This is a genomic window from Bradyrhizobium sp. CB2312, from assembly GCF_029714425.1.
Lineage (GTDB): Bacteria > Pseudomonadota > Alphaproteobacteria > Rhizobiales > Xanthobacteraceae > Bradyrhizobium.
Genome location: NZ_CP121668.1, coordinates 6864041 through 6890188, shown reverse-complemented (window position 1 = coordinate 6890188; position 26148 = coordinate 6864041). Strand labels below are relative to the sequence as shown.

Here is a 26148-nt window from a genome sequence, read left to right as displayed (position 1 = left end):
GCGTCCTGATGTTCAGTAGGGGCGTAGCATGTCATTTTTTACGATCTCATCCGGCAAATCCTCTCGGCTTACCAATGTGGCACGGCGCGCCAGCGCCTGCGCTGCGCTGATCGGCATCGCCGCCTGCTTCATCGCGGCGGCTCATGCGCAGGACGTCGACTGGCAGAAGGTCGATGAAGCGCTCGGCCGCAAGGCGGCTGTCACCAGCGATGTGCATCGCTACGGCTTCCCGCGCACCGATCTTGCAGTGACGCTCGATGGCGTAACCATCAAGCCCGCGCTGGCGCTCGGCGGCTGGGTCGCGTTCAAGCCCGCGCATGGCGGCGTCATGGCGATGGGTGATCTCGTGCTGCTCGAATCCGAGATCAATCCGGTGATGCTGAAGATGATCGGAAACGGGCTCGCGATCACGGCCGTTCATAACCATCTGCTCGGCGCGAGCCCGGCGACGTTCTATATGCACGTGGCCGGGCACGGCGATGCCCTCAAGATCGCGGCCGCCCTGAAAGACGCGCTCGCCGAAAGCAAGACGCCGCTGTCGCTACCGCCTCCAGCGGCTCCTCCGCCCGCCGTCGATCTCGACACGGCGCAGCTCGACCAGATCATCGGCGTCAAGGGCCAGGCCAATGGCGGCGTCTACCAGTTCAACGTTCCCCGTCGCGATCCGGTCACGGAAGAAGGCATGCAGCTCAGCCCCGCCGCGCCGCTGGGTCTCGCAACCGGCATCAACTTCCAGCCGACCGGCGGCGGCAAGGCCGCGATCACCGGCGACTTCGTGCTGGCCGGCGACGAGGTCAATCCCGTGATCACGGCGCTGCGCTCGCACGGCATCGCCGTGACGGCGCTTCACAGTCACATGCTGGACGAGCAGCCGCGTCTCTTCTTCATGCACTTCTGGGCCAACGACGACGCGGTCAAGCTGGCGGGCGGCCTGCGCGCCGCGCTCGACAAGACCGCGAGCGCGAAGAACTGATGCGGGGAAGGAACGACGAGGGCTGGCAGGTCGGCGTCGGATTGCAGACAAATGTTCAGGTGCAGAGGAGCGATCCGAACCTATTTGGCCTCGACCACCTCGCCGTCCTCCTTCACGAACCTGCCGACAGGATGGTCCAACAGGTCGATGACGGCTTCCGAAGGCCGGCACAATCGCGTGCCCTTCGCCGTCACCACGATCGGACGGTTGATGAGAATGGGATGTGCCATCATGAAGTCGAGCAGCTCGTCGTCTGTCCATTTGAGGTCCGCAAGGCCGAGCTCCTTGTAGGGGGTGCCCTTCTCGCGCAGCAATGCGCGGACCGGAACGCCCATCGCTGCGATCAGCTGTTTGAGCGTATCGCGGGACGGCGGCGTCTTGAGATATTCGATGACGGTGGGCTCGACACCGCTCTGCCGGATCATCGCGAGCGTGTTGCGCGAGGTTCCGCAATCCGGGTTGTGATAGATCGTGACGCTCATGATCGGGTCTCCGCGATGGCAATCGGGCCGCGCGCCTCGGCGCGCCCGAGCAGCCAGTTCATCAGCAGCATGCCTGCAATGGCCCCGGACAGCTCCGCGACGATGAAGCCGGGAAGGTCGGCCGGCCGAATGCCGGAAAAGGTGTTCGTCAGCGAGCGCGCAATCGCGACCGCCGGATTTGCAAACGATGTCGATGCCGTGAACCAATAGGCGGCCGTGATGTAGAGGCCGACCAGCCAGGGAACGGCCGTGCGCTGGAAGCGGATGCCGGCGAGGATGGTGGCAATCAGTCCGAACGCCGCGACGGCTTCCGCGAACCATTGCGCTCCGCCGGTCCGGACCTTCATGGACGGGTCGATCAGGGGATGCGCGAACATCAAATGCGCCGCGATCGTTCCGATCGCGCCGCCGACGATCTGTGCGATGATGTAGAGCACGGCCTCGTTGACCGGCAGCTCGCGCTTGCCGGTGAAGACCAGCGTCACCGCCGGATTGAAATGCGCGCCGGAGATCCGACCGAGCACGGTGATCAGGACAACCAGGATGGCGCCGGTCGGCAGGGTGTTGCAGAGCAGCGCAAGCGCGACGTCCTTGGTCAGCGTCTCGGCCATGATGCCGGAGCCGACGACGGTCGCGACGAGAATGCCGGTGCCGAGCGCTTCGGCCGCGAGGCGCCGCGGAAGATCGAAATTGTCCATCAGCCGGCCTTCGGCGTCGGATTTGTCGCGCCATCGGCACGGCCGATCTCGCGCAGTTTGGTGCCGAGCGTGAGCTCGTCGATGCTCCTCAGCGGGAGGTGGACCAGGCCCTTCGGGGCGCTGCCGGCGGAGAATGACTGGAAGCGGCCGGCGCCGTCCTTGCGAAGGATTGACTCGGCGAGGATCGAGCGCGCCGAATTGCCGGTGCACAGGAACAGCACATTGTACATCCGATCAGACACGGGCTTTCCCCTTTCGCTTTGGAGAGCAGCAGGCTTGCAGGCTGTCGACCACCGGCTCGCAGACCTCCGGCCGTCCGCCGCAGCAATCCCGCAGCAGGAAAACCGCGACATCGCGGAATTCGGCGAGGTTGGCGCGGTAGATGATCGAGCGGCTGCGGCGCTCGGAGGTGACGAGGCGCGCGCGCGTCAGGATCGACAGATGGGCCGACAGCGTGTTCGGCGGGACTTCCAGCTGCCGGGCAAGGTCGCCGGCCGGAAGGCCGTCGGGCTCGTGCCTGACCAGCGTCCGGAAGGCCTCCAGACGGGTCGACTGGGACAGGGCGGCAAGCGCCAGCACGGCCTCTTCAGTTTCCATATATCCAGAGTTATGGAAATATTTGGGGTCCGTCAATCTGAAATCCGAAGTGCCTGCACAGGCTGTTATTTCGAATATTCTAGAAACACGGTTGACGGCGCGGGCGATCGGGTGCATTGTGGAGGCATGAAGATCGCCGACGCAGCAGCACGTTTGGAAGCCCTGGGTAATCAGACCCGGCTTCAGATCTATCGCGCCCTGGTCCGGGCCGGGCATTCGGGCATGCCCGTCGGTCGCTTGCAGGAGAAGCTGAAAATCCCGGCATCGACGCTGTCTCACCACATCAAGTCTCTGGTCGCGGTCGGGCTCGTCAGCCAGGTCCGCGAATCCACGACCCTCGTTTGTCACGCAAACTTCGACGCGATGCGGGGGCTGGTGGATTTCCTGGCGGCGGAGTGCTGTGCGGACGAAGTCGGATGCACGGGCGCTCAATCGGCGGCCTGATTTTTTTGCTGGCTTATTCGATGATTCTAGAATGATGGGAGTAACGAAATGACGACGGTAGCCATCATCGGGGCAGGGCCTGTCGGCCTCGCAGCGGCCGCGCACGTGCTGGAGCGCGGCATGTCACCCATCGTTTTGGAGGCTGGCCCGGAAGTGGGGCACGCGGTCCGTCAGTGGCAACATGTCCAGCTGTTCTCGCCGTGGGCGTACAACGTCGACAAGGCCGCTGCGCGCACGCTGGCCCCGACGGGATGGAATTCGCCGGACCCTCAGTCCTATCCGACCGGCGGCGAGCTGCTTGACCGATACCTCGCGCCACTCGCAACGCGAACGCCGCTGCGTGAGGCGATCCGGACCTCCAGCCGCGTCACCGCCATCAGCCGCGTCGGCTTCGACAAGGCGAAGACCAGGGGCAGAGCGCAGGCGCCTTTCGAAATCCGCTACCAGAACGGCAAGGGCCCCGAAGTTCTGCGTGCCGACGCCGTCATCGACACCTCAGGCACATGGTTCTCCCCCAATCCCGCCGGCCGCAACGGCTTGCCCGCGATCGGCGAGCCCGAGCGCGGCGACCGCATCGCCTATGGCATGCCGGACGTCCGGGGAGCGGGCCGCTCCCGATATGCCGGCAAGACCGTTGCTGTCCTGGGCGCGGGTCATTCGGCGGTGGGCACATTGATCGATCTCGTTCATCTCGCCGACGAAGTGCCGGGTACGCAGGCCCTCTGGCTTCTGCGCGGCGCCGATCCCGCAAAGGCCTTCGGTGGTGGTCGAAATGACAAGCTCGCTGCGCGCGGCGAGCTTGGCAGCGCCTTCGCTGCACTTGTTGCCGCCGGCAGGATCAAGGTCGAAACAGAGTTCGGCGTCACGCATCTCTCGGACTCCGAAGGTCGCCTCAAGATCGCGGCCGGCTCCTGTTGCGGTGGCCGCAGCGTGGTCGCGGACGAGCTGATCGTATCGACGGGCTTCCGTCCCGACTTGTCGTTTCTTTCCGAACTGCGCCTGCGGCTCGACCCGGCCATCGAGGCGCCGGTCGCCCTCGCGCCGCTCATCGACCCCAACGAGCATAGCTGCGGCACTGTGCGGCCGCACGGCGCGCGCGAACTCTCCCATGACGAGCCAGGTTTCTACCTGGCTGGCATGAAGTCTTATGGCCGAGCGCCGACCTTCCTGATGATGACAGGCTACGAGCAGGTCCGCTCGATTGCGGCGGAGCTTGCTGGCGACAAGGAAGCCGCGACAAGGGTCGAGCTTGTGCTGCCGGAGACCGGCGTCTGTACGCGCGGCGGTGTCGAAACAGCCAGCGCGACGGGTTGCTGCGGCGGCCCGGCGAAGGAGGAGTCGTCAGCCTGTTGTGCCGCTGATGAATCGGCCAAGAAGGCTGGAGCTGCGGGGTGCGGTTGCTCATGAGGCAAGTCCCTGCGGGCCAGGCCCGAGGCCCGCTCGCCGTCGTGCTCGCGCTCGGCACCGCGCAGACGATTGCGTGGGCGTCGAGCTACTATCTCCCTGCGATCCTGGCTGCGCCGATCGCGCGGGACCTCGGTCTCGCGCCGGCTTACGTGTTCGGAGCTCTGTCGGCCGCGCTCGTCATCTCCGGATTGCTCGGCCCACGCGTGGGGCATGCCATCGATACGTTCGGAGGGCGCAGCCTGCTCGCGATCTCGAACCTCGTCTTCGTGGCGGGCTTGCTGCTCCTGTCCGTGGCCCACGGCGTAGCGGTGCTGATCACGGCCTGGATATTGCTCGGGATCGGCATGGGCATGGGCCTCTATGAGGCGGCCTTCGCGACGCTCGCCCGCATCTACGGCACCAATGCGCGGCGAACCATCACCGGCATCACCCTGATCGCTGGCTTCGCCAGCACGCTCGGCTGGCCCCTCACGACGTGGCTGGCCTCCGAGTACGGCTGGCGTGTCGCGTGCCAGGTGTGGGCGATCATCCATATCGCTCTCGCCTTGCCGCTCAATCTGTCGCTGCCGCGCGCCGTCCCATTGGACCAGCAGCCGCGACCGGGCACGGCTGCGAGCCAACGACCTGGACGCCAGAGCGAGACCTTCGCGATGGTGCTGCTGGCTTACATGTTTGCCGCGGCAAGCTTCGTCAGCTCGGGAATCTCGGCCATTCTGCCGACCATGCTAGTTGCGTTCGGTGCGACCCCGGCACAGGCCTTGCTCGCGGGCGCGTTGGTCGGGCCTGCGCAGGTCGGCGCGCGCGTTCTGGAGGCCGGATGGCTGGCGCGGTTTCATCCGCTGCTCTCGGCGAGGCTGGCCATGCTCATGAATCCGATCGGTGTCGTTGCACTGGTCGCGGGCGGCCCGTTGCTCGCGACGACGTTCACGGTGCTGTACGGAGCGGGCAATGGCATCATCACCATTGCCCGTGGTACGCTGCCGTTGGCGCTGTTTGGGCCGGCGGGTTTCGGCAAGCGCGTCGGCATGATCTCGCTGCCTTCCAGAGTAACGGGTGCCGCCGCGCCGCTCGCGCTGGGGCTGATGGTCGAGCACATCGGCAGCAGTGCGCTGTGGATCAGCGCGCTCGTTTCGCTCTCGGCCTTCTTTGCGCTCTTGCTGCTTCGTACGGAGCAGGCAACAGCGCCCCTCCAGGTGGGAGAGCAAAATTCCTAAGCTGAGCGGCAGGTCCCTGATTGCGGTGATGTGCATCGGCCAGGTCGGCAATCTGCTGCCGCATGTGACTTTGTCCGCAAACCTGGCCCAGCATCTGATGCCGACGTGGGGTCTTTCGGCAGCCGAAGGCGGTTTGATGGCGAGCGGCTATGCCTTCGGCTACATGCTCGCGGTGCCGGTGCTGACCACGTTGACCGACCGCATCGATGCGCGGCTCGTCCTGCTCTGGGGCTCGATCGTGAGCGGGCTCGCCACGGCAGCTTTCGGCATCTTCGCGCAAGGATTTTGGTCGGGCACGGCGATCTGGTCCCTTGCAGGCCTCGGATTTGCCGGCGCCTACATGCCGGGCCTGAAGGCGCTGACCGACCGGCTTCCCGCCGGCGACACCTCGCGGGCCGTCACGCTGTACACGTCGAGCTTCTCGGTCGGTGTCGGCGTCTCGTTCCTGGTGGCGCAACTGATCGCCGATAGCTGGGGATGGCGGGCTGCTTTCCTTGCGACGGGGTTCGGACCTCTCGCAATGGTCCTCGCCTGCCTGCTGATCGACGCGCGGCAGCCCGCGCCGAAAGCGGGGCGTTTGCTCAACTTCGCGCCGGTCTTCGCCAATCGCGAGGCGCTCGGCTATATCCTCGGCTATGGCGCGCACTGTTTCGAGCTGTACGGCATCCGCACCTGGCTGGTCGGGTTCTGGACCTTCGTCGTCGCTCATCAAGGTGCGCCTTCGTGGCTCAGTCCCGTCGTGGTGAGCTTTTGCTTTGCGGTGATTTCGATGCCCGCCAGCATCCTCGGCAACGAAGCCGCACTGAAGTTCGGCCGCCACCGCGCGATCACCATTGTGATGATCGCATCTGCCTGTGTCGCGTTGGTCATCGGACTTAGTTCTACGGCTCCGGCGTGGACGCTTGCGCTGCTGCTGCTCGTCTACGGCCTGACGGTGCCGGCGGATTCCGGCGCGCTGACGGCGGGCATGTCAGCGGCTGCTGTGTCCGAACATCGCGGTGCAACCCTGGCTTTGCACTCGACAGTCGGCTTCGGCCTGTCTGCACTTGGAGCATGGAGCACCGGCGCAGCGCTCGACATCGCCGGCGGTCCACAGAGCGCGACCGGTTGGTTGCTGGCGTTCATCGTTCTTGCAGTCGGCGTCGCGCTAGGTCCGTTCGCGCTGCTGTGGGCGCGGATGGCACACGCGAAGCAGCCCTGATCGCAAGAGCACTTGCCCCCGACATGAAAACACCCGCGGCGGATTGCTCCGCGCGGGTGTGACGAACTCTCGACGACGCCATCATGCCGGTGTTTTGCCCGACGTGTCAAACTGACCGGAAGGCGCTGCCTTTTCAGTCTTAGAGGGGGCAGCTGTGCGGACTTACTGTCGGGCCGCGCCGCTGGCTCCCGGGATCTGTCCTCCGAACTTCGACGAGCCGGTGCCGCTGACGCTGGTCGGCCCGCCTGCGGTCCCGTTCGGGTCGGTCCTGGCCGCAGTCCGGCCGGGGCCGTGCATCATGTTCATTGAGTTGAACCAGCCGTGATGATGATGGCGTTTGGCGCTGTGGGCCGAGGCATAGCCGGTCGAGCAGGCCAGGACGATCGCTAAAGTAAGGGTTGCGGTTTTCATCGGTGTTTCCTCCAGTTGAGGAAACTGCGGAGCCAGGCGACTGTTCCTCAGCTGTTGCGCCGAACTGATGTTTTGCACCGAAACGTCAACGGCTTCGCCGCAAGCACAGGGCATGGGCCGGAAAGCGGCCTTCTACTGTGCATGGGGTTGTTTTCGCACTTTTGTTTTGAGCTGGCCGAAACGGCCTGCTCAGCGCCGTCCGCGCGGGGCCTCGGCCTTGGCCGGCGGCTCGGTCTGCGGCGCGCAGGTCGCAGTCTGGAGCGAGGCCTGCGCCTGCGGCATCAGGCCGGGCTCGGCGGCGAGCGCCTTCATCACGATCAGGCCGGTGGTGCTGGGAGAGTCGATGATCAGGCGGTCGGCCGCGGTGATCTCCTCGTCCTCGGGCAGCTCGTTGTGCTGCGCCTCCGTCATCAGGTCGAGCTCGATCACCTTCTTGCCGGCCGAGCGGTCGTTGATGGCGTAATAGGCGATCTCGTTGCGGGTGTAGAACGACACCGACGTATAGGCCTGGCTCACCGGCACCGTCAGCTTGAGCGGGCCGCCCGCGAGGTCATAGCGGCAGATCGCGATCGCGAACGCCGGGTCCATGAACGGCATCGGCGAGGTCTGCGGATCGGCGATGGGAAGCTGCGTCACGCCGTTGAGCTTGGTCATCGGCGTCAGCCGCGAATAGGCGTCCTGCGTCGCGATCCGCGGCAGCGCCAGAACGCTGACGAGATGGACCACGAGGCCCAGCACCACGCCCGCGACGATCGTGAACAAGAGGCGGATCATGAGCAGCCCACCGTCTTGATGGTGGGCATCGGCGCGTCGCGCTGGGTGCGCGTGGCAACGCCGACCGGGGTGTCGTAGAGGCGCAGCATCAATGCGTAGCGCTCGATGCCGCCGGTCGGCAGCCAGTTGCCGGCGCGCGAGCGCGAGGCGATACGGATCTCGAACGAGCCGTCGGACGACCGCACGATCTCCTGGCTGGTGAAGCCGTAGCGCTGGAGCGAGTTGGCGACGAGATGGCCCTTGCGGTCATAGAGCGTCAGCGTCCAGAACCGAGCCGGCGGCGTCACGCCGGAGACGACGACGTCGCAGCGGCCGTCGAGCGCCTTCTTCTTGTCGTCCGCGGTCGCGGTGAAGGCGACGCCGTCACCGGTGCCGATCGGCAGCTCGCCGTTGCGCACGATGGTGGCGCGCGAATAGGGATCGACGTCGGCGGTGCCGGTGCGCGGGCGCGCGGTCCAGGGGCCGATCGTCAGCGCGCCAATCTCGGTGCCGCGCGTCGTCGTCATCCAGGTCGCGCCCAGGCCAACTACGGTTGCGAGCAGAAGCGCCGTCAATGTGATCAGGATCAGCCGCACGGACGTCGATCAGTTCTTGCGCGGGCCGGATGCGTTCGCATTCTCTTCCGCATAGTTCTGCGGGAAGGCGAGCGCGCTCGTCGACGGCGACGGCCTGGCCTGCTTGCTGTCGTCGGCCGCCGATTTGTTCGCGGTCTTGGCGGCGTCGTCGAGCAGCTTCTCGACGCGCACCAGGATGTCGGCGCCGCGCTTGGTCAGCACCGGCGGCGGACCGGGCTTGGTCTCCAGCACTTTCGGCGCCGCGCTGGCCTGCGCGTTCGCATCCTTCGGCTGCGGCGGCAGCTTCTGGCCCATGCCGATGCCGGGGATCTCCCGGACCTCGACGCCCTGATGCGCGGCGACCATGATGTCATGCCAGGTCTGCGCCGGCAGCGAGCCGCCGGTCATGCGGTTGGTCGGCGAGTAGTCGTCATTGCCGTACCAGACCGCGCAGGTGAAATTGCCGGTGTAGCCGACGAACCAGGCGTCGCGATACGCATTGGTCGTGCCGGTCTTGCCCGCGGTCGGAATGCCGTCGAGCGCCGCGCGGCGCGCGGTGCCTTCGCTGACGACGTGGCTCATCATGCCCGCCATGTCGGCGGCGATGTTCGGCGGAATGGCCTGCTTCGGCTTCGGCCCGTCGCGGTCCCAGCGCCAGACGAGGTCGCCGGCGCCGGTGCGCACCTCCAGCACCGAATGCGGCGTCACCGACTTGCCGCGGTTGGGGAAGGTCGCGTAGGCGACGGCGTGCTCGATCACGGTGACCTCGTCCGAGCCGATCGGCAGCGACGGCGTGTCGGGCAGGGGAGCCTTGAGGCCGAAGCGGCGCGCGACCTCGACGATCTTGGCGCGGCCGATCTTGGCCGGGTTCGGCGCCTTCGGGTGTTCCTTCTGGCCGATCGCGATCGACAGTTTCACCGGCACGACGTTGATCGAGCGCGTGATCGCCTGTGTCAGCGTGACCGAGCCTGAATAGGAATGGCCATAGTTCTGCGGGCACCAATTGCCGATGCAGACCGGGCCGTCGACCACGACCGAGTTCGGCGTGAAACCGTTCAGGAGGGCGGTGGTGTAGACGTAGGGCTTGAACGACGAACCGGGCTGGCGATAGGCGTCGGTGGCGCGGTTGAACTGGCTCGCGCCATAGTCGCGGCCGCCGACCATGGCGCGGATGCCGCCGTCGAGATCGGCGACGACGGTTGCGGCTTGCGTCGCGTGATAGTCGCGGCCGAACTGGCGCAACTGGTTCTCGATCGCGTCTTCGGCGGCCTTTTGCACGTTGGCGTCGATCGCGAGGCGAACGACGAAGACGCGCTCGGTGTAGGATTTCGGGAAAGTGTCGACCAACTTGCGCATCTCGTCGAAGGCGTAGTCGAGATAGTAGTTCGGCGAAGCCTCGTCGCGGCGGTCGACGGCGAAGGCGGGGTTGCGGCGGGCGCCGAACACCTGGCCCTCGGTCATGAAGCCGGCATCGACGAGGTTGTCGAGCACGACGTTGGCGCGGGCGCGGGCGGCGGGCAGGTTGATGTGCGGGGCGTATTTCGTCGGCGCCTTGAACAGGCCGGCGAGCATCGCGGCTTCCGCCAGCGTCACGTCGCGCGCGGACTTGTTGAAATAGAAATGCGCTGCGCCGTCGACGCCGAACGTGCCGCCGCCCATATAGGCGCGGTCCAGATACAGCTTGAGGATCTCGTTCTTGGTCAGCCGCCATTCCAGCCAGACCGCGAGGAACGCTTCGTTGATCTTGCGCTCGATGGTTCGCTCGTTGCTCAGGAACAGGTTCTTGGCGAGCTGCTGCGTGATCGAGGAGCCGCCCTGGCGGACGCCGCCGGCCTGCGCGTTGGTGACGAGCGCGCGGGCGGTGCCGGCGATGTCGATGCCGAAATGGTCGTAGAAGCGGCGGTCCTCGGTTGCGAGCGTCGCCTTGATCAGCACGTCGGGGAAATCTTCCAGCGGGATCGAATCGTTGTGCTTGATGCCGCGGCTGCCGATCGGGTTGCCGTAGCGGTCGAGGAACGACACCGCGAGGTCGGACTTCTTCAGCCAGTCCTCGTCGGCGGTCTCGCGGAAGGCGGGGATGGCGAGCGTGAGCAGCAGCACGAGCCCGCCGAGGCCGAGGGTCGCGGCCTCCGACAGTGGCTCGATGAACACCCAGCGCTTCCACCGCCCGACATAGAAGCGGTCCATGAAGGTCGAGTAACGCTCATAGAGCTCGCGGATGCCCTTGGCCGAGGAGAACAGCGAAGAGTCGATGCGCGCATCGAGGTCCAGGAAGAAATTCCGGACCTTGCTCTTCCAGTTGGATGGTGTGTTCTGGACCACCTAGAACCCTTGAGGCTCGGTACGATAGCGTTCAAGCACCCGGCCGGGGCGGCGCCGGGACGTCTTGAGGGAATGTTGCGGCAAACCCAAGGCGCCCGGCAAGCGTCCGAGGGACTTGTTGTTCCTTCTAGCCGAGCGGGGCCTATAAACCAATGGTCAGGCTCGCTATTTTGAACAACAGGCCTAATTGACCCCGGGTCATTACGGGCCTTGAGAGGGGCTTGCTTGCAGCATACCGGCCGCACGCCCTAGATGGCGTTAGCCGTAGCTTTTTCGAACCTTGTTGAGGCGCATGACCGCAGCTCCCAAACGACCTTCCGACCAGGAAGGATTCTTCTGGAAAACCAAGACGTTGGAAGAGATGTCTGGGGAGGAATGGGAAAGCCTGTGCGACGGCTGCGGCCGCTGCTGCCTGAACAAGCTCGAGGACGAGGATACCGGCCAGATCTATTTCACCCATGTCGGCTGCAAGCTGCTCGATGCCGGCACCTGCGCCTGCAAGGACTACCCGAATCGTTCCGACAAGGTTCCCGACTGCGTCCGCCTGACCCCGGCCAATGTCCGCACCCTGAACTGGCTGCCGCCGAGCTGCGGCTACAAGCTCGTCGCCGAAGGGCGCGACCTCTATTGGTGGCACCCGCTGGTCTCCGGCGATCCCAACAGCGTGCATGAGGCCGGCGTCTCCGTGCGCGGCCGGGTCGAGGGCAGCGAGGAGGACATCCCGGACGAGGAGCTCGAGGACCACATCGTGCAATGGCCGGCTATGCTGCCGAAACGGGCACGCTTGAAGCGACGGCCGAAGGACTGATCCGCCGCAGGCGGGATCACATGTTCGGGATGGCCCCCGTGCGGGATGCACCCATGCACAGCGGTGCCTGCCTGGGAAGGATTTTGCTCTCTACATTGCCTGCATAGAACGAATCCTTCGCGGCGTTGCGCCGCCCCATCACGTCCGATCGAGATGAACAAGTTCGACCGGCAGAGCAGTTCTGCCGACATCCAGGCGTTGCCCGACGATATCGCCGAAGAGCTGTCCCGCCTTCCGAGCGAGGTCATCAGCGTCGATGATGCGCCGTCCATCTCGCCGCCCGCGGCGCTGACCTCGGACGAGGTTCGCACCATCGTCATCAGCCTGATGCTGACGATGTTCCTGGCCGCGCTCGACCAGACCATCGTCGCGACCGCGCTGCCGACGATCGGGCGTCAGTTCCAGGACGTCTCGAACCTGTCCTGGGTCATCACCGCCTATCTGCTCGCCTCGACCGCGGTTGCACCGGTGTTCGGGACGCTGAGCGACATCTACGGCCGCAAGGCCATGATCATCACCTCGCTCAGCCTGTTCGTCGCAGGCTCGATCCTGTGCGCGATCGCGCCGAACATGCCGATGCTGATCCTCGCGCGCGGCCTGCAGGGCCTCGGCGGCGGCGGCATCATGCCGGTCGTGCAGACCGTGATCTCCGACGTCGTGAGCCCGCGCGAGCGCGGGCAATACCAGGCCTATTTCTCCAGCGTCTGGATGGTCGGCGGCATTTTGGGCCCGGTGATCGGCGGCGTGTTCGCCGAGCATCTGCACTGGTCGATGATCTTCTGGATCAATCTGCCGCTCACAGCCGCCGCCCTCGCGCTGCTGCTGCCGAAGATGAAGAAGATCCCGGTCTTCCACCGCAAGCGCGAGGTCGACTGGCTCGGCGGCGTGCTGCTGATGGCCTCCGCCGTCGTCTTCATGCTGGTGCTGACCTGGGGCGGCACGCGCTACCCATGGCTGTCGCCGACCGTGCTCGCGATGGTCGGCGGTGCGGTCGCGCTCGCCGTCGCCTTCGTCTGGCACGCGCGTCGCGCCGACGAGCCGTTCCTGCCGCTGCCGCTGCTCGGCGGATCGGTCGCGCCTTACGCGTTGGCGGCCGGCGGCTGTGCGCTCGGTGCGATCACTGGGCTCACGGTTCAGCTGCCGCTCTATTACGAGTCCGTCTATCACCTCAGCGCCAGCGAGGCGGGCCTCGCGCTGATTCCGCTCGCGGCGGTCTCGACCTGCGGCGCGGCGATCGCCGGCCGCACCATGGCGCGCGCCAAGCACTACAAGCGCGTCGCCATCATCGGCACGTCCTGGGCTGCGCTGTGCGGCCTCGGCCTCACATTCACGACCTTGCCGCTCTGGGCTCTGCTGACGCTGATGGCCGCGTTCGCGCTCGGCCTCGGCACGACCTTCCCGGTCTGCGTGGTCTCGCTGCAGAATTCGGTCGCCCGTCCGCAAGTCGGCACCATCACCGGCGCGCTGAACTTTTTCCGCTCGCTGATGTCATCATTCACGGTTGCAGCCTTCGCCGCGATCCTGCTGATCGCGCTCGGCGCCGACATCCCGCTCGCGGGAGAGCACCACGCCGCCGGCGGCGTGGTGATTCCCACCGAGGACATGCGGCACGCGTTCCGCTACGTGTTCGGCGCCGCTACAGCGCTGATGGCCGGCGCCGCGTTCTGCCTGATCATGATGGAGGAGCGGCCGCTTGCCGGTCCCTCCGTCGCCAAGCATGTGGAGATGGCGGAGTAGGGACCTAAAGCGCGATGAGATTTGGATGAATCGTCATCGCGCTTTAGGCTGTTGTTTGCGCATGATCTTTCCGGAAAACCGCTTCGCACTTTTCCGGATCATGCTTTAGCCGCCGCGATCGGCATAGGGGTCTTCGTCCGAACTGCCCGCGGCGGCCTGCCGTGCTCTTGCCGCAAGATGGCTCTTGAGCCGTGCCAGCGCATCGGCGGACCAATCATGGACATCCGTGACCGCGACCCAGGCATCGACGTAATGCTCGGGCGCATAGACATGGCCAAATCCCATCGGCGTATTGGTTGCGACCGCCATGTCGAGGGCAAGCTGCAGCATCGTCACGATCGGATACCATCGCAGCTCCGGTGAGACGTCCGGCCCGCGCGGCGCGCTCATCCAGGCCGGGGCCCGAAAGGCATCGCGGTAGGCGAAGAACGTGATCGCGTCGCTGGCATATTGCAGGTAGACGATGCGCATCGCTCCCCAGGGCGTATCCGGCGGCACCGTGGGCCCGTTCTGGTTCATGAAGCGCACGATGCGGCTGTCGCGGAATTCCGGGAGCCACGCCGGCGAGCCAGGGTTGCGGTTTGCGGTGACCGAGCGCCAGATGCGGCTCTCGAACGGTGGACCGCTCCACAGCGCGCCGGCGATGGGATCACCGATCGTCTCGAACAGCTCGGCGGATCTCTCCGAGTTGAGGGCGCCGAGGCTGAGCCCGTGCAGATACAGCTTCGGCCGCTTGTCTTTCGGCAGTGTCGTCCAGTAGCCGTAGATTTCCGCAAACAGAGCGCGCGCGGCCTCCGCGCCGTATTCGGGCTGAAACAGCAGCGACAGCGGGCTATTGAGATAGGAATACTGCATGGCGACGCTGGCGACATTGCCATGGTGGAGATATTCGACCGTGTCCATCGCCGACGGATCGATCCAGCCGGTGCCGGTCGGCGTGATGACGACGAGAACGGCGCGGTCAAAACCGTGCTGCCGCTTGAGCTCGTCGAGCGCAAGCCGGGCGCGTGCTTGCGCCGTGCCGGCGCCGCCGAGACCGACATAAACCCGCACGGGCTCCTGCGCGGCCTGTCCCGTGGCGGCGCTGATGTCGGCCGCGCGCGGGCCCGAAGCGATGAAGCGTCGCCCCGTGCGTCCGAGCTCTTTCCATTTCACCAGCGATGCCGCACCTCCCGTTCGATCAGGATCGGTCGGCTGTGGCCGCTCGGGCTCGAACAAGGCGTCGAACTCGCGGAAGGATGAATCGAGCGCGTTGAACGCCGTTCGGATCAGGACATTGTTGGCGATCAACCAGAACAGCAGGCCTGCGACGAGCACGCCGATGACGTTGGCGACCTTCCGGGGGATGACGCGCTCCGTGCGCGCGGCGAGGACGCGAGCGACAAGCGCGAACAGCCGCCCCAGCACCAGCAGCACCACGAACGTGATCAGCGCCACGGCGCAGACCTTGAGCGGATGCGCGGTCTCGACCGGCGGCATCTTCATCACGGTGCGGATCGAGTTCTGCCATTCGGCGGCACGCCACAGATAGATGACGACGACGATCAGGCAGCCGGTCGCTACCAGCGCATTGGCGCCTGACCTCAGGTGCGGCGAAGGTTCGGGCAGCTCGAGATAGTGCCACAGCCAGCGCCAGAGGTTGCCGGCGAGGTAGCCGATCGCAAAGCAGCCGCCGGCAAGGGCGCCTTGCGTGAGATAGCTGCGCGGCACCAGCGTCGGCGTCAGCGCGGCCGCGAAGAACAACGCACCCAGCATGAGCCCGACGCCGGATAGCGAGAGCAATTGTCGCCGAATGAGCCGCGCCAGAGTCATGAAGGCCCCTTCCGATCGCCGCTAACCTCTGTTCGTGTCCGGGAAGCTGCTCTTGCGCGGCAGCAGGATCGTGAATTCCGTGAAATGGCCCGGCTCGGTGGCGACGTCGATCGTGCCGCCATGCTGCTTCACCACGATGTCGTGGCTCATCGACAGCCCGAGGCCGGTGCCTTCGCCGGCCGGCTTGGTGGTGAAGAACGGATTGAACATCTTCGCCTTCACCTCGTCGGGGATGCCGATGCCGTTGTCGCGGATGCGGATCTCGATGCGGTCGCCGCGGTCGCGGGTGCTCGCAGTCACCACCGGCTCGTAACCGGCGGCGCGGTTGTCCGCCTTGCGCCTCGTCACCGCGTAAAATCCGTTCGAGACCAGGTTCAAAAGCACCCGCGTGATCTCCTGCGGGAAGACGTCGGCGGAGCCGGCCGCCGGATCGAGCTCGCGTTTCACCGTCACGTCGAACTGCGGCTTCTCGGCGCGCGCGCCGTGATAGGCGAGATCGAGGCTCTCCTCGACCAGCGCGTTGATGTCGCTCAAGCGGTGCTCGCCGCCGCCCTCGCGCGAATGCAGCAGCATGTTCTTGACGATGGAATCGGCGCGCCGTCCGTGCTGCACGACCTTTTGCAGGTTGTCCTTCAAGAGCCCGGTCAGCTCGTCAATCTCGTTGCGGACATCGTCGGCGAGCGGGACCGGTGCCAGCACCTCGTTGAGCTCGTCGGTCAACTCGGACGAGAGCGATGCAAAATTGTTGACGAAGTTGAGCGGGTTCTTGATCTCGTGCGCGATGCCGGCGGTGAGCTGGCCGAGCGAGGCGAGCTTCTCGGTCTGGATCAGCCGGTCCTGCGCGGCGCGCAGATCGTTAAGCGATTTGCCGAGCTCCTGTGTGCGGTCCTGCACCTCGTTGAACAGGCGGGTGTTCTCGATCGCGATCACGGCCTGGTCGGCGAAAGTCTTGAGCAGGTTGATCGCCTTCTCCGGAAAATGGCCGGCCTCAGGCCGCGTCACGCCGATGGTTCCGATCGCAACGCCGTCGCGCAGCATCGGCACCACGAGAATGCTGCGATAGCCTCGCGTCCGCGCCAGTTCCTTCATGGCCTCCGTGAGATCGGGCTCGTTCTGCATGTCGCTGCGGAACGCGTATTCGCCGCGCGCTGCCACCCGGCTGTGAATGCCCGACGCGGTCAGCGGCGCCGGAAACGAGCTGAGCAATTCCTGGTTGCCGGCCTCGTTGTCGGTGCTGAAGGCGGCCAGATGCAGCATGCCGCCGATGACGCGCGTGACGGCGGTGGAATGCCCGCCGACCAGCGCCTTGGCGCTGTCGGAGATGGCCTGGAACACCGGCGTGACGTCGGCCGGCGAGGCCGCGATCACCTTGAGGATGTCGGCGGTCGCGGTCTGCCGTTCCAGCGCTTCCCTGGTGGCATTGAAGAGGCTGACATTCTTGATCGCGATCACAGCCTGGTCTGCGAAGGTCTGGAGCAACCTGACATGATGATCATCGAACGTCCCGGTCGCGCGGCGCGTGGCGATGATGACGCCGATCGCCTCGCCCTCGCTCATCAGTGGCGTGAACAGCATGCTGCGATAGCCGCGCGCCCGCGCGATGTCGCGTGCGGCCGGCTCGAGCTCGGTGTCGGGTAGCTGCGCCGCGCTGCCGCCCGCCACGAGCGGGTAGGGCGGAAACTGCGCGAACGCCACCGGAAAGGACGCCTGGAGCACGCGGTCGCCGGCCGGATCGGTCGGCGTGAAGGCGGCAAGATGCGCGGCGCCGTCGATATAGCGCAGCACCGCGGTGGAGAAGCCGCCGATCAGGCGGTTGGCATTGGCGGCGATGGCGTCGAATATCGGCTGCACGTCGGAGGGCGAGGCGGCCATCACCTTCAAGATGTCCGCCGTGGCGGTCTGCCGCTCCAGCGTCTGCTGCGTCTCGTTGAACAGCCGCGCATTCTCGATCGCGATCACGGCCTGGTCGGCGAAGGTCTGGAGCAGTTGCACGAGGTCGGGCGCGAACGCGCCGACCTCGGCGCGGGTGACGCTGATCATGCCGACCGGTGCGCCGCGGTTCATCAGCGGCATGAAAAGCACGCTGCGGAAGCCACGCAGCCGCGCGAGATCGCGGTTGAGCTGCGGGACGTCATCGGCTTCGCTGTCGGGAAACTGGATCGTCTCGCCGTCGCGCACCAGCTCGAAGGTCGGAAACTCGGTGATCTTCCGCGGGAAGGAGGCCTTCAGCCCCGCGTCTGCCTCCGGGCTCGTCGGCGTATAGGCGACGAGATGCAGCTCATCGCCGATGAATTGGAGCACGGTGGCGGAGAAGCCGCCGAGCAGGCGTTTCGAGCTGGATGCGATCGCCTCGAACACCGGCCGGGCGTCGGAAGGCGAGGCCGCGATGGTGCGCAGTATCTCGGCGCTGGCGCTCTGGCGGTCGCGCGCGCTCGCAAGCTCGCTGCGCAGCCGGGCGTTCTCGGCAGCGAGCGCATCGGCGACATCGTTGGAAGGGTTGGTCATTCGCAATCCGGCCTGATGCCGCGGCCCGCGCGGCACCAAGGCGGATTATCACATCTTCTGCGGCCGGAGCCAGCGCCCGCAGTGAGACCCGGCCTCACGTACCCGGCCGCGACACCTCGGTCTCCTTGCTGGTGATGAACTCCAGCAGCACGGGGATGCCCTCCTGCGTCTTCTGGATGCCGCGCTTGATCGCGGGGATGATGTCCTCGGGCTTCGTTACCCGCTCGCCATAGCCGCCGAAGGCGCGCGCCATCGCGGCGTAGTCGCCGGAGATGTCGGTCGAGCGATATTTCTCGGTCGAGACCGGCATCACCTTCAGTTCGATCGCCATCGAGAAATTATTCAGCAGGATCGACATGATCGGGATGCGCTCGCGCACCGCGGTCTCGAAATCCATGCCGGTGAAGCCGATGGCCGCGTCACCCCAGACATTGATGCAGAGCTTGTCGGGCTTTGCCAGTTTGGCGCCCATCGCGAGACCCAGGCCATAACCGAGCTGGGTCGTCTTGCCCCAGCCGAGATAGGTGAGGGGCTCGACCGATCTCCAGAACGGCGAGAGCTGGTCGCGCGGGCTGCCGGCATCATGGGTGATGATGGTGTTGTTGACGTCGACGGTGTGTTGCAGGTCCCACAGCACGCGATAGGGGCTGAGCGGCGCGTCATTGCTGGTCAGTTTCGGCATCCATTTCGCCAGCCATTCCTTGTGCGAGGCGGCGATCTCGGTCGCGACGGTTGAGGCATCGCGATCAGCGGTGACGGTCATGCCGATCTCCTCCAGCAGCGCATCGAGCACGAGCCCGGCATCGCCGACGAGGCCGATTTGAGCCTCGACATCCTTGTTGAGATGGTTCGGATCGAGCGTCGAATGGATGATGGTCTTGCCCTTCGGCATCGCGATGCCGAAATTGGTCTCGGTGAAGGAGCAGCCGATGCCGAAGATGACGTCGGCCTCGGCGAGGAATTTCGGGACCGCGCGCGGCACGGCGAGGCCGCCGGAGCCGAGCGAGAGCGGATGGGTCTCCGGGAACGCCGATTTGCCACCCAAGCTGGTGGTGACGGGAATGGCGAGCCGCTCGGCGAGTCGTTTCAGCTGCGGCCAGGCCTGCGCGTAATGCACGCCCTGGCCGGCATAGATCACCGGCCGTCTTGCATTCACGAGCAGGCTTGCTGCCTCCTTCACATGCACAGGATCGGCGCCGTAGCGGGTGCGCAGTACCGGCGTGTAGTTCAGCGGCTCCGGCACCTCCTCGTTCCACATGTCGGAGGGAATCTCGACGATCACAGGGCCGCCGCGGCCGTTCTTCAGTTTCGTGAAGGCGCGGCGAAAGATGTTGCCTACCTCCGTGGCCAGGATGATCGGCTCCGAGGATTTTGCGAACGGCTTCATCGCCTCGCTGGAATTGAAGTTCGGCTCGATATGCGAGAGCCGGCGCTGATAGCCCATCGGCAACACCAGCACGGGCACGGACTCGCCGAAGCACTGCGCGACGCCGCCCATCGCATTCTCCGCGCCTGGTCCATGCTGCATGCAGAACGCGCCGATCGTGCGTCCCGACGTCAGGCGCGAGATCGCATCCGCCATGTGGATGCCGACGCGCTCCTGCCGCACCATCACCGGGCGGATCTCGGCCTTGGCCGCGTGCTCGATCAGATGATTGACGGGATAGCCGCAGAGGATCTCGATCCCCTCGCGCCTCATGATTTCCGCAATGGCGGTGCCGAGCTTCATGGCGTCTCTCTCTCCCTGGCGAGGCCGGTTGGTCCCGGCTAGTTGAAGAGAGAGGATCAGGAAATGCGGGAAGGGTAAAGCGCGCGCGGTGAACGCGGCGGTAGGCCAGCTATGCACCGCGAGCGTGCATCGGCCCCGGCTGGCGATAATGGCCGCAGCCGCCCGGCGTCGACCGCATGCGCTGCAGCAGGCGCGAAGCAGCCACTAGATCCGGCGTCTCGAAGCCCTCGGTGAACTCATCATAAATCGGGGCGAGCAGGCGAACAGCCTTGGGCCTGCGGCCGGTCGCAATCCAGTGCGCGGCCAGGTCTGTGGAGATGCGCAACGCGAAGGTCATCGCGCCGATGGCGCGCGCTTCGGCGAGTGCCTGCTGTAGCCGCTGCTCGGCGCGCAGCGGCTCGCCGGCGTGGAGAAGGACCGCTGCTTCGACTCGTTGAAGTTCCGACCGGCACCAGCGCTCGCCCTGACGTTCCTGATGGTCGATCGCCCGCGTGATGACCTTGCACGCCTCCGCGATCCGCCCCTGCCGCAGATAGGCGCGGGCGAGAACCGCGAGATAGCTGCCGATCCGCATCAGGAAGCGAGATTCGATCAGTTCGTCGATTGCGGCGCGAATGTCCTCCACCGCGCGCGGATCGCCACGCAAGTCGCGAAGGCAGGCGGAGAAATAGCGCTCGACCGGGACCCAGCGCGAGATGCGCTCACGTTCCAGGTTGCGACGCAGCCGCATCGTGAAGCCCTCGAGCGCATCCAGATTGCCGGTTTCGAGGGCGACAGGCAGCGCGGCAAGCCCCAGCGCGTTCGACTGCGACACCCAATGGCCGCCGCGGTCCGCGGCGTCGACCGCGTCGCGGGCTAGCCTTGCCGCATAGTCGGGTTGCCCTTGCATCCACGCCACGAAGGGCAGGTTGAAGCGGACGGTGATGAACCGGTAGACCTCGTTCGCATCCTTGCGCGAACGGCCCTCGGCCAGCGAATAGGTTGCCGCAAGACGATCCAGAACCGGGCGGCTCTTGCTCAACTCGCCGGCAAAGGCGCGGGCCCAGGCCAAGGCCCGATCCGCTTCGGATGTTGCCGTCAAATCGCGGGCGCGGTCGGCGAGCGCGGTGGCCTCCTCGAGATGGGTTATGGCGCGCGGGATCTGGCCGATCTGCAACAGATAAAAGGAAAAACCCACCAGCGCGCGCTGCTGATATTCGATGTTGCCGGCCCGCCGCGCAAAGGCGATGGCGTCGAGCCAGGCAACCTCGTTCTCATTCGACATTTTACGCGCGTAGAACAGGCTCCATCCAAGGGCGCAGGCGAGCTTTGCCTTTGGCAGATCGTCGCACGCGACCGTCTTGGCCAACGCGAGCGCGTCCTCCAACCGTGCCTGCGCTTCCGACAGGATGGAGGTTTCCGACCACAAGGTGATCGCCGCAACCGTGAGCCTGATTCCGAGGGCGGCATCGCCTTGTTCGCCAAATGCCCATGACAGCGCAGCTCGCAAGTCGGCGATGCGGCCGAGATAGCGCTGGGTCCAATCAGCCGGCTCGCGCCAGTTCCACTCCTCCTCGGACCGTTCGAACAGCGCGAGGACGCATTGTGCATGGCGGCGCAGCGCCTGGTCGCAGGCCGGATCGCCCTTGCGCCGCTCGGCGGCATACCGCCGTGTGCTGTCGAGCAGCCGATAGCGCAGGCTCGCGCCCCGCGTCTGCGCGCTCAACAGCGATTTGGCGACGAGACTGCCAAGGCCGGTGACGACGTCGATCGGGATGAGCCCCGCGGCCTCGGCGACGAAAACCGCGTCCTCGGCGTCAAAGGCGTCACTGAACACCGACAGCAGGCAAAACAGTCTCGCTTCCTTCTGCGACAGCAGACGGAAGCTCCAGTCAATCGTCGTCATCAGGGTTTCATGACGCGGCGGCGTACCGTCGGCGCTGGGGGCGCGGAAACCCAGCTTTTGATCGAGCAGCGCCACCAATTCGCGAGGATTGAACCTGCCGATCTGGGCCGCCGCCAGTTCGATCGCCAGCGGAAGGCCGTCGAGCGATTGGCAGATCGAGGCGACGTCCTCGCAATCGTCATCAGCGAACTGATAGTCCGACCATTCGGCGGCGCGGCGGACGAACAGCTGCACCGCCGGGAATCTCAGGGCCTCATCGACGGTCAGGGCAAGGCCGGATTTCGGTGAGGCCAGGGAACCAAGCCGCACGACATGCTCGGTGGCGGTGCCGAGCGGCTCGCGGCTGGTCGCGAGCAGCCTGGACGGCGAGGTGTCCGTCAGGAACTTGGCGGCAAAGATCGTGGCAGCGGGCAGCACATGCTCGCAATTGTCCAGGATGAGCAGCATCTGCCGCGGCCTCAGATAATCGAGGGCCGCCGCCAGGCCATTGTCGGTATTGCCTCTGATGCCCAGTGCCGTCACCAGCGCCGCGCCGAACAGCGTCGGATCGGAAATTGTCGCGAGGTCGACGAAGCAGATGCCGTCCCGGCAGTGTGGCGCGTAGGTCCGTGCGGCCGCGACGGCCACGGTTGTCTTGCCGATCCCGCCTGCGCCAGCAAGGGTCACGTGCCTGTTGTCGGCCAACAGGTCGGCGATTTCGACGATCTCCGTTTCACGGCCAACGATGTCGCGCAACAATGGCGGATTGGGCAAGGGGAGGGGATCGGCCAGCCCCGGATCGTCCTCGATCTCGCCGATGCTGGCTTGGACGTCGGCGATGAACTTGTACCCGCGGCGCGCCACGGTCGCGATGTAGGCGGGCTCGATCTGGGTATCTCCCAGCGAACGCCGCAAGCTCCACATGTTGACCTTGAGATTGCTGTCGTGGAGGAAGGTGCCCGGCCAGGCCGCCGCCATCAGCTCATTCTTGCTGACCAGCTCGCCGCAGCGCTGCACCAGCAGCTGCAAGAGCTCGAATGCGCGTCCGCCCAGTTTGACGGGGCGCCCGTCGAGCAGGAGGAGCTGTCGGCTGGGAACCAGTCGAAACGGACCGAAGCAGTAGGTGAGTTCCTGCCGGCGTGTGCCCCGTTGCCGTGTCTCCGTGGCAGCCCGCATTGATCATTGCCAATCGATCGAACAGATCGCCTGCAATTATCACGCGCTGCAAACTTGTTGAAGTGAGCCGTTCTGAATTCGCACGAATCCTGCGGGCGCTTGCCCGCAGGACGGCTGCGACAAAACCGCTCGCGCGGGGTTTGGGCTATTTTGGTGGCCTGCCAAGAACTGCCATGCGCATGACCTCGACGCCGCCATCGGCAAGTTCCGGAAGCCTGGCGAACCACGCCTGCACATAAGGCATCGCGTTATGCGCGTCGAAATCGGCCTGGCTGGCGAACACCTCGTAGAAGATGAAGTGCCCGGGTTTGGCGCGGTCTTCCTGCAGAAAATAGACCAGGTTCTTGGGATCGCCGCGAACGAGGTCAATCAGTGGCAGTGTGGCGGTGCGCAGTTCCTCTTCCTTCCCTGGCTTGGCGCGGATCTGGGCCACCACCGAATAGGCGCCTTCCGGAATTTCCTGGTAGCGCACGCGCGGAGCTTCCTGGGCGACGATTGGTGCCGCTGTCATGGCCATCGACGCAGCGAAGAGCAGGGCGCCAAGCGAATTGCGGATGAGGGTTTGCATGATGAAGTCCTTCACATTGCGATCGGGGCGTCTTGCCGGGCGACCAGCGGACGCCGGTTGCCCGAGGTTTGGCGGGTCAGCGCACGATCGTCTGCTGCCGCTTTGCCAGGGCCTCGCTGAAACGCTGCTTGACCGGGCCGAGCGCTTTGACGAATTCGAGCTGCTCGCCCTCGGGCCCCTTGCAATAGATCAGCTCCCAGCCGTTCGAGGGTTCCGCGGTGACCCGGTTCGTGTTGGCGCTGCGGGGCGTCGCCTTGCGCTCTGCTTCCGTCATGACGCGGATGGTGCGGTTCGCTCGCACCTGCGTCATGCCGCGGCGCGCGGATTCGGCTTCGAGGTCGGCGATGAACTTGTTGAAGTCGACATCGTCGCGAACGTAGAAGCAGATGTGCATCATGCGCGGAAATGCCGGGCTCATGTGCTCCACCGGCTCGGCAAAGCTCTTCGCACTGCCCATCGGCTGATCGGCTTCGCGATATTGCAGCAGTTCGAGCACCATGTTGTCGAACTGGATGAAGCGGACATCGAGCCTCTGCGCACCGCTTCTGAGGTCGGGAACGCCGATGGTCCTGGGATTGACCCCCGCGCGCATTCGCCTCGATCTCCTGGTCGGCCAGCAGCGTGTTCTGCACGCCGTCGCCCTGGAAGTCGCCGTGACGGAACACCTCTGTGCCGCCGAGCACCTCCGTATAGAACTGATAGGCCCGTTCCATGTTCTGGACCGTCAACCCGAAATGCTGGACGCCCTGGAGCCGCGCGCCGAGCGGCGCCTCATCGCGCGCGGCTGACGACATGCCGCCGGCGTCCTGCGCTGCGGCCCGCGCGTCGGTCGCCGTGCCGGCGACGAGGCCGGTGACGACGGCTGCGCCGGCTGTCTGGAGCAGGGTGCGGCGACCCATGTTGGTAGCGTTGTCTGCTTCATCCGTCATGTCGCTCTCCGTCATCATCAGGTGGATTGGCGTGTGTTGTCCTTCCGGCCGGAGCAGCGCTCGGCCGGGATGAGTCCGCTGCGCTCCCGGAGCCTCAATCGGCGACGGGAAGCGGAGCTGCGGGATTGACGAGCCCTTCCGAACGGAGCTCGCGCCAGAAGTCGGCGGGGATGGCTTCTTCAAGCGCGGCGCGATCCTCGGCGATGCGGCTCGGGCGGCTCGCGCCGGGAATCACGGCCGCCACAACCGGATTGGCGAGCGCGAACTGCAAGCCGGCCGCCTTCATGCTGATGCCGTAGCGATCGGCGATTGCCTTGATCCGCGCCACCTTGTCGAGGATCTCCGGAGGTGCGGGGGCATATTCGAAGTTCGGACCGCCGACGAGCGCGCCCGAACTGTAGGGGCCGCCGACGACGATCGCGAGCTCGTGCTCCGCAACCATCGGCATCACCCGTTGCAGCGCCCTTGCATGGTCGAGCAGCGTGTAGCGGCCTGCGAGCAGGAAGCCGTCGGGGCGCGGCTCTTCGAGCGCGAGCAGCAGCTCGATCGGCTCGACCCGGTTGACGCCGAGGCCCCACGCCTTGATCACGCCCTCGTCGCGCAGCCGGTCGAGCGCCTTGAACGCGCCCTTGCGTGCGGTTTCGAAGACCGAAAGCCATTCGTCGCCGTAAAAGTCCTGCGCGACGTCGTGCACGAAGGCGATGTCGATGTGGGAGGTAGCGAGCCGCTTCAGACTATCTTCGATCGAGCGCAGCGTCGCGTCCCCGGAATAGTCGTTCACGATCCTGTTCGGGCGCCCGTATTTGAACACGCCACCCTTTTCGCCGAGGTCGCGGGCGCTAACATCCTCGATCTCGTCCAGGATCAGGCGTCCGACCTTGGTGCTGACGACGTAGTCGCTTCGCGGCCGGCCGGCGAGCGCGGTGCCCATGCGGATCTCGGCAAGACCCGCGCCATAGAAGGGCGCGGTGTCGAAATAGCGGATGCCGTCGTCCCAGGCCGCATTCACCGTCGCGAGCGCTTCCTGCTCCGGGATGTCGCGGAACATGTTGCCGAGCGGCGCCGCACCGAAACCCAGCTTCCCCGGCAGAATATTTTTGAGAGCCATGTTGCGAGTCCTTGTATGACAGCCGAAACGATTCCTGCGCGGCGCGGCCGGTCTCAGTCGGCCGCGGAGGTGTCTGCGCTTCTGATGAACGCCGCGACCTCGCGCGGATGCGACAGCATCACCGCGTGGCTGCTTTTGATCTCCGTCACCTTCGCGCCCGAGCGCTTGGCCATGGTGCGCAGCAAGCTCGGAGGGATAATGTGATCCTCCATCGTCACCATGTAATAGGTCGGCTTCGTCTTCCAGGCCACGCGCTCGACCTTGGTCTGCACCGCCTGCAGTCCAAACGGCAATTGCGCCGCAGCCATGAAGCGGGTCGTGGCCGGGTCGACACCGGCGGCGAAGGAGCTCGGGAATTTATCGCGCTCGACGAAGAGATAATTGCCCTCAGTGACCAGCGGACCCTTGTGCTCGCCGGGCGGCACGGGTGCTTCCGACAGCGTGCTGACCGACTCCCCGACATCGGGAGCATATGCCGCGAGATAGACCAGGCTGCGAACCTTCGGATTGTCGCCGGCTTCCGTGATGACCATTCCACCATAGGAATGCCCGACGAGAATGACCGGATGCCGCGCCTTAGCGATCACGCGCTCGGTTTCCGCGACGTCGTCTCGAAGCGAGATCGTCGGCTGCTGGACGACGAGCACTTCATAGCCGGCCTTCGAGAGGATGTCGTAGGTGTCCTTCCAGCCCGAGCCATCGACGAAGGCGCCGTGGACAAGGACGATGGAGACGGGCCTCTCGGCCGCGACAGCGGGGGCGGCCGCTGCGATCGACATTGCAGCAAGCGTAAAGATAAGCGACTTCATACCAGGCTCCGATCCTTGATACGGCG

The 26148-nt window shown here is 65.7% G+C and carries 23 protein-coding genes and 1 pseudogene; 7 read left to right on the top strand and 17 right to left on the bottom strand.

What is annotated here, in order from left to right; genetic code table 11:
* The first annotated feature begins 28 nt into the window (after positions 1–28).
* The gene (locus QA642_RS33630; RefSeq protein ID WP_283080721.1) at positions 29–973 is read left to right on the top strand and encodes a DUF1259 domain-containing protein; all 945 of its coding nucleotides are present in this window, start codon (positions 29–31) and stop codon (positions 971–973) included.
* A gap of 80 nt (positions 974–1053) precedes the next feature.
* On the opposite strand, the gene arsC is transcribed toward QA642_RS33630, so the two are convergent.
* From arsC to QA642_RS33610, 4 genes are read right to left on the bottom strand one after another with little or no spacing between them, the layout of a single operon-like run.
* The gene (gene arsC, locus QA642_RS33625) at positions 1054–1455 is read right to left on the bottom strand and encodes an arsenate reductase (glutaredoxin) (protein ID WP_283080720.1); all 402 of its coding nucleotides are present in this window, start codon (positions 1453–1455) and stop codon (positions 1054–1056) included.
* Complete coding sequence (locus QA642_RS33620) at positions 1452–2153, bottom strand: MIP/aquaporin family protein (protein ID WP_283080719.1); 702 nt, start codon at positions 2151–2153, stop codon at positions 1452–1454. Before QA642_RS33620 ends, arsC begins: the two co-directional genes overlap by 4 nt.
* Positions 2153–2395: a hypothetical protein gene (locus tag QA642_RS33615; RefSeq protein WP_283080718.1), complete on the bottom strand. Its 243-nt coding sequence runs from the start codon at positions 2393–2395 to the stop codon at positions 2153–2155. The genes QA642_RS33620 and QA642_RS33615 overlap by 1 nt, the downstream gene beginning before the upstream one ends.
* On the bottom strand, positions 2388–2750 hold the full coding sequence (locus QA642_RS33610; protein WP_283087030.1) for a metalloregulator ArsR/SmtB family transcription factor: 363 nt from the start codon (positions 2748–2750) through the stop codon (positions 2388–2390). Before QA642_RS33610 ends, QA642_RS33615 begins: the two co-directional genes overlap by 8 nt.
* A 126-nt stretch (positions 2751–2876) precedes the next feature.
* Here QA642_RS33610 and QA642_RS33605 point away from each other — a divergent pair, with 126 nt between their 5' ends.
* The 4 genes from QA642_RS33605 to QA642_RS33590 are packed head-to-tail and all read left to right on the top strand — an operon-like array spanning position 2877 to position 7016.
* Positions 2877–3194 (top strand): metalloregulator ArsR/SmtB family transcription factor, encoded by a 318-nt coding sequence (locus QA642_RS33605; RefSeq protein WP_283080717.1) that lies wholly within the window; start codon positions 2877–2879, stop codon positions 3192–3194.
* A gap of 48 nt (positions 3195–3242) precedes the next feature.
* Positions 3243–4601, top strand: coding sequence for an NAD(P)-binding domain-containing protein (locus QA642_RS33600; RefSeq protein ID WP_283080716.1), 1359 nt, complete (start codon positions 3243–3245; stop codon positions 4599–4601).
* The gene (locus tag QA642_RS33595) at positions 4598–5815 is read left to right on the top strand and encodes an MFS transporter (RefSeq protein WP_283080715.1); all 1218 of its coding nucleotides are present in this window, start codon (positions 4598–4600) and stop codon (positions 5813–5815) included. Before QA642_RS33600 ends, QA642_RS33595 begins: the two co-directional genes overlap by 4 nt.
* Before the next feature lie 28 nt (positions 5816–5843).
* Complete coding sequence (locus tag QA642_RS33590; RefSeq protein ID WP_283080714.1) at positions 5844–7016, top strand: MFS transporter; 1173 nt, start codon at positions 5844–5846, stop codon at positions 7014–7016.
* A 162-nt stretch (positions 7017–7178) separates the two neighbouring features.
* Here QA642_RS33590 and QA642_RS33585 read toward each other — a convergent pair whose 3' ends face one another.
* The 4 genes from QA642_RS33585 to QA642_RS33570 form a co-directional block, all read right to left on the bottom strand.
* Entirely contained in the window at positions 7179–7427 is a 249-nt protein-coding gene (locus tag QA642_RS33585) for a hypothetical protein (protein WP_283080713.1), read from the bottom strand.
* Positions 7428–7616: 189 nt separating this feature from the next.
* Positions 7617–8201 carry a DUF1254 domain-containing protein gene (locus tag QA642_RS33580; protein ID WP_283080712.1) on the bottom strand — a complete coding sequence of 195 codons (585 nt, stop codon included), beginning with the start codon at positions 8199–8201 and terminating at the stop codon, positions 7617–7619.
* Positions 8198–8776: a DUF1214 domain-containing protein gene (locus tag QA642_RS33575; RefSeq protein WP_027558791.1), complete on the bottom strand. Its 579-nt coding sequence runs from the start codon at positions 8774–8776 to the stop codon at positions 8198–8200. Before QA642_RS33575 ends, QA642_RS33580 begins: the two co-directional genes overlap by 4 nt.
* A gap of 9 nt (positions 8777–8785) precedes the next feature.
* The gene (locus QA642_RS33570) at positions 8786–11077 is read right to left on the bottom strand and encodes a PBP1A family penicillin-binding protein (protein ID WP_283080711.1); all 2292 of its coding nucleotides are present in this window, start codon (positions 11075–11077) and stop codon (positions 8786–8788) included.
* 292 nt (positions 11078–11369) lie between these two features.
* Between QA642_RS33570 and QA642_RS33565 the strand changes: the two genes are divergently transcribed.
* Both QA642_RS33565 and QA642_RS33560 read left to right on the top strand, forming a co-directional pair.
* The gene (locus QA642_RS33565) at positions 11370–11885 is read left to right on the top strand and encodes a YcgN family cysteine cluster protein (protein ID WP_283080710.1); all 516 of its coding nucleotides are present in this window, start codon (positions 11370–11372) and stop codon (positions 11883–11885) included.
* 153 nt (positions 11886–12038) lie between these two features.
* The gene (locus QA642_RS33560) at positions 12039–13622 is read left to right on the top strand and encodes an MDR family MFS transporter (protein WP_283080709.1); all 1584 of its coding nucleotides are present in this window, start codon (positions 12039–12041) and stop codon (positions 13620–13622) included.
* Positions 13623–13727: 105 nt separating this feature from the next.
* Here the strand turns inward: QA642_RS33560 and QA642_RS33555 are convergent, their stop codons facing one another.
* The 9 genes and pseudogenes from QA642_RS33555 to QA642_RS33515 form a co-directional block, all read right to left on the bottom strand.
* On the bottom strand, positions 13728–15434 hold the full coding sequence (locus QA642_RS33555; protein WP_283080708.1) for an alpha/beta-hydrolase family protein: 1707 nt from the start codon (positions 15432–15434) through the stop codon (positions 13728–13730).
* Between the two features lie 21 nt (positions 15435–15455).
* Positions 15456–17939, bottom strand: a complete 2484-nt coding sequence (locus QA642_RS33550) for a GAF domain-containing protein (RefSeq protein WP_283080707.1) — start codon at positions 17937–17939, stop codon at positions 15456–15458.
* Positions 17940–18033: 94 nt separating this feature from the next.
* Positions 18034–19668 (bottom strand): thiamine pyrophosphate-requiring protein, encoded by a 1635-nt coding sequence (locus QA642_RS33545; protein ID WP_283080706.1) that lies wholly within the window; start codon positions 19666–19668, stop codon positions 18034–18036.
* 109 nt (positions 19669–19777) lie between these two features.
* Positions 19778–22708, bottom strand: coding sequence for a winged helix-turn-helix domain-containing protein (locus tag QA642_RS33540; RefSeq protein ID WP_283080705.1), 2931 nt, complete (start codon positions 22706–22708; stop codon positions 19778–19780).
* 145 nt (positions 22709–22853) lie between these two features.
* Positions 22854–23276 (bottom strand): putative quinol monooxygenase, encoded by a 423-nt coding sequence (locus QA642_RS33535; RefSeq protein WP_283080704.1) that lies wholly within the window; start codon positions 23274–23276, stop codon positions 22854–22856.
* Positions 23277–23352: 76 nt separating this feature from the next.
* Positions 23353–23868 (bottom strand): lactoylglutathione lyase, encoded by a 516-nt coding sequence (locus QA642_RS33530; RefSeq protein WP_283087154.1) that lies wholly within the window; start codon positions 23866–23868, stop codon positions 23353–23355.
* Positions 23869–23920: 52 nt separating this feature from the next.
* Positions 23921–23989 (bottom strand): annotated as a pseudogene (locus QA642_RS33525) (lactoylglutathione lyase); the annotation flags it as partial.
* A gap of 310 nt (positions 23990–24299) precedes the next feature.
* Positions 24300–25313, bottom strand: coding sequence for an aldo/keto reductase (locus tag QA642_RS33520; RefSeq protein WP_283080703.1), 1014 nt, complete (start codon positions 25311–25313; stop codon positions 24300–24302).
* 53 nt (positions 25314–25366) lie between these two features.
* Positions 25367–26122: an alpha/beta hydrolase gene (locus QA642_RS33515; RefSeq protein WP_283080702.1), complete on the bottom strand. Its 756-nt coding sequence runs from the start codon at positions 26120–26122 to the stop codon at positions 25367–25369.
* Between the last annotated feature and the right edge of the window lie 26 nt (positions 26123–26148).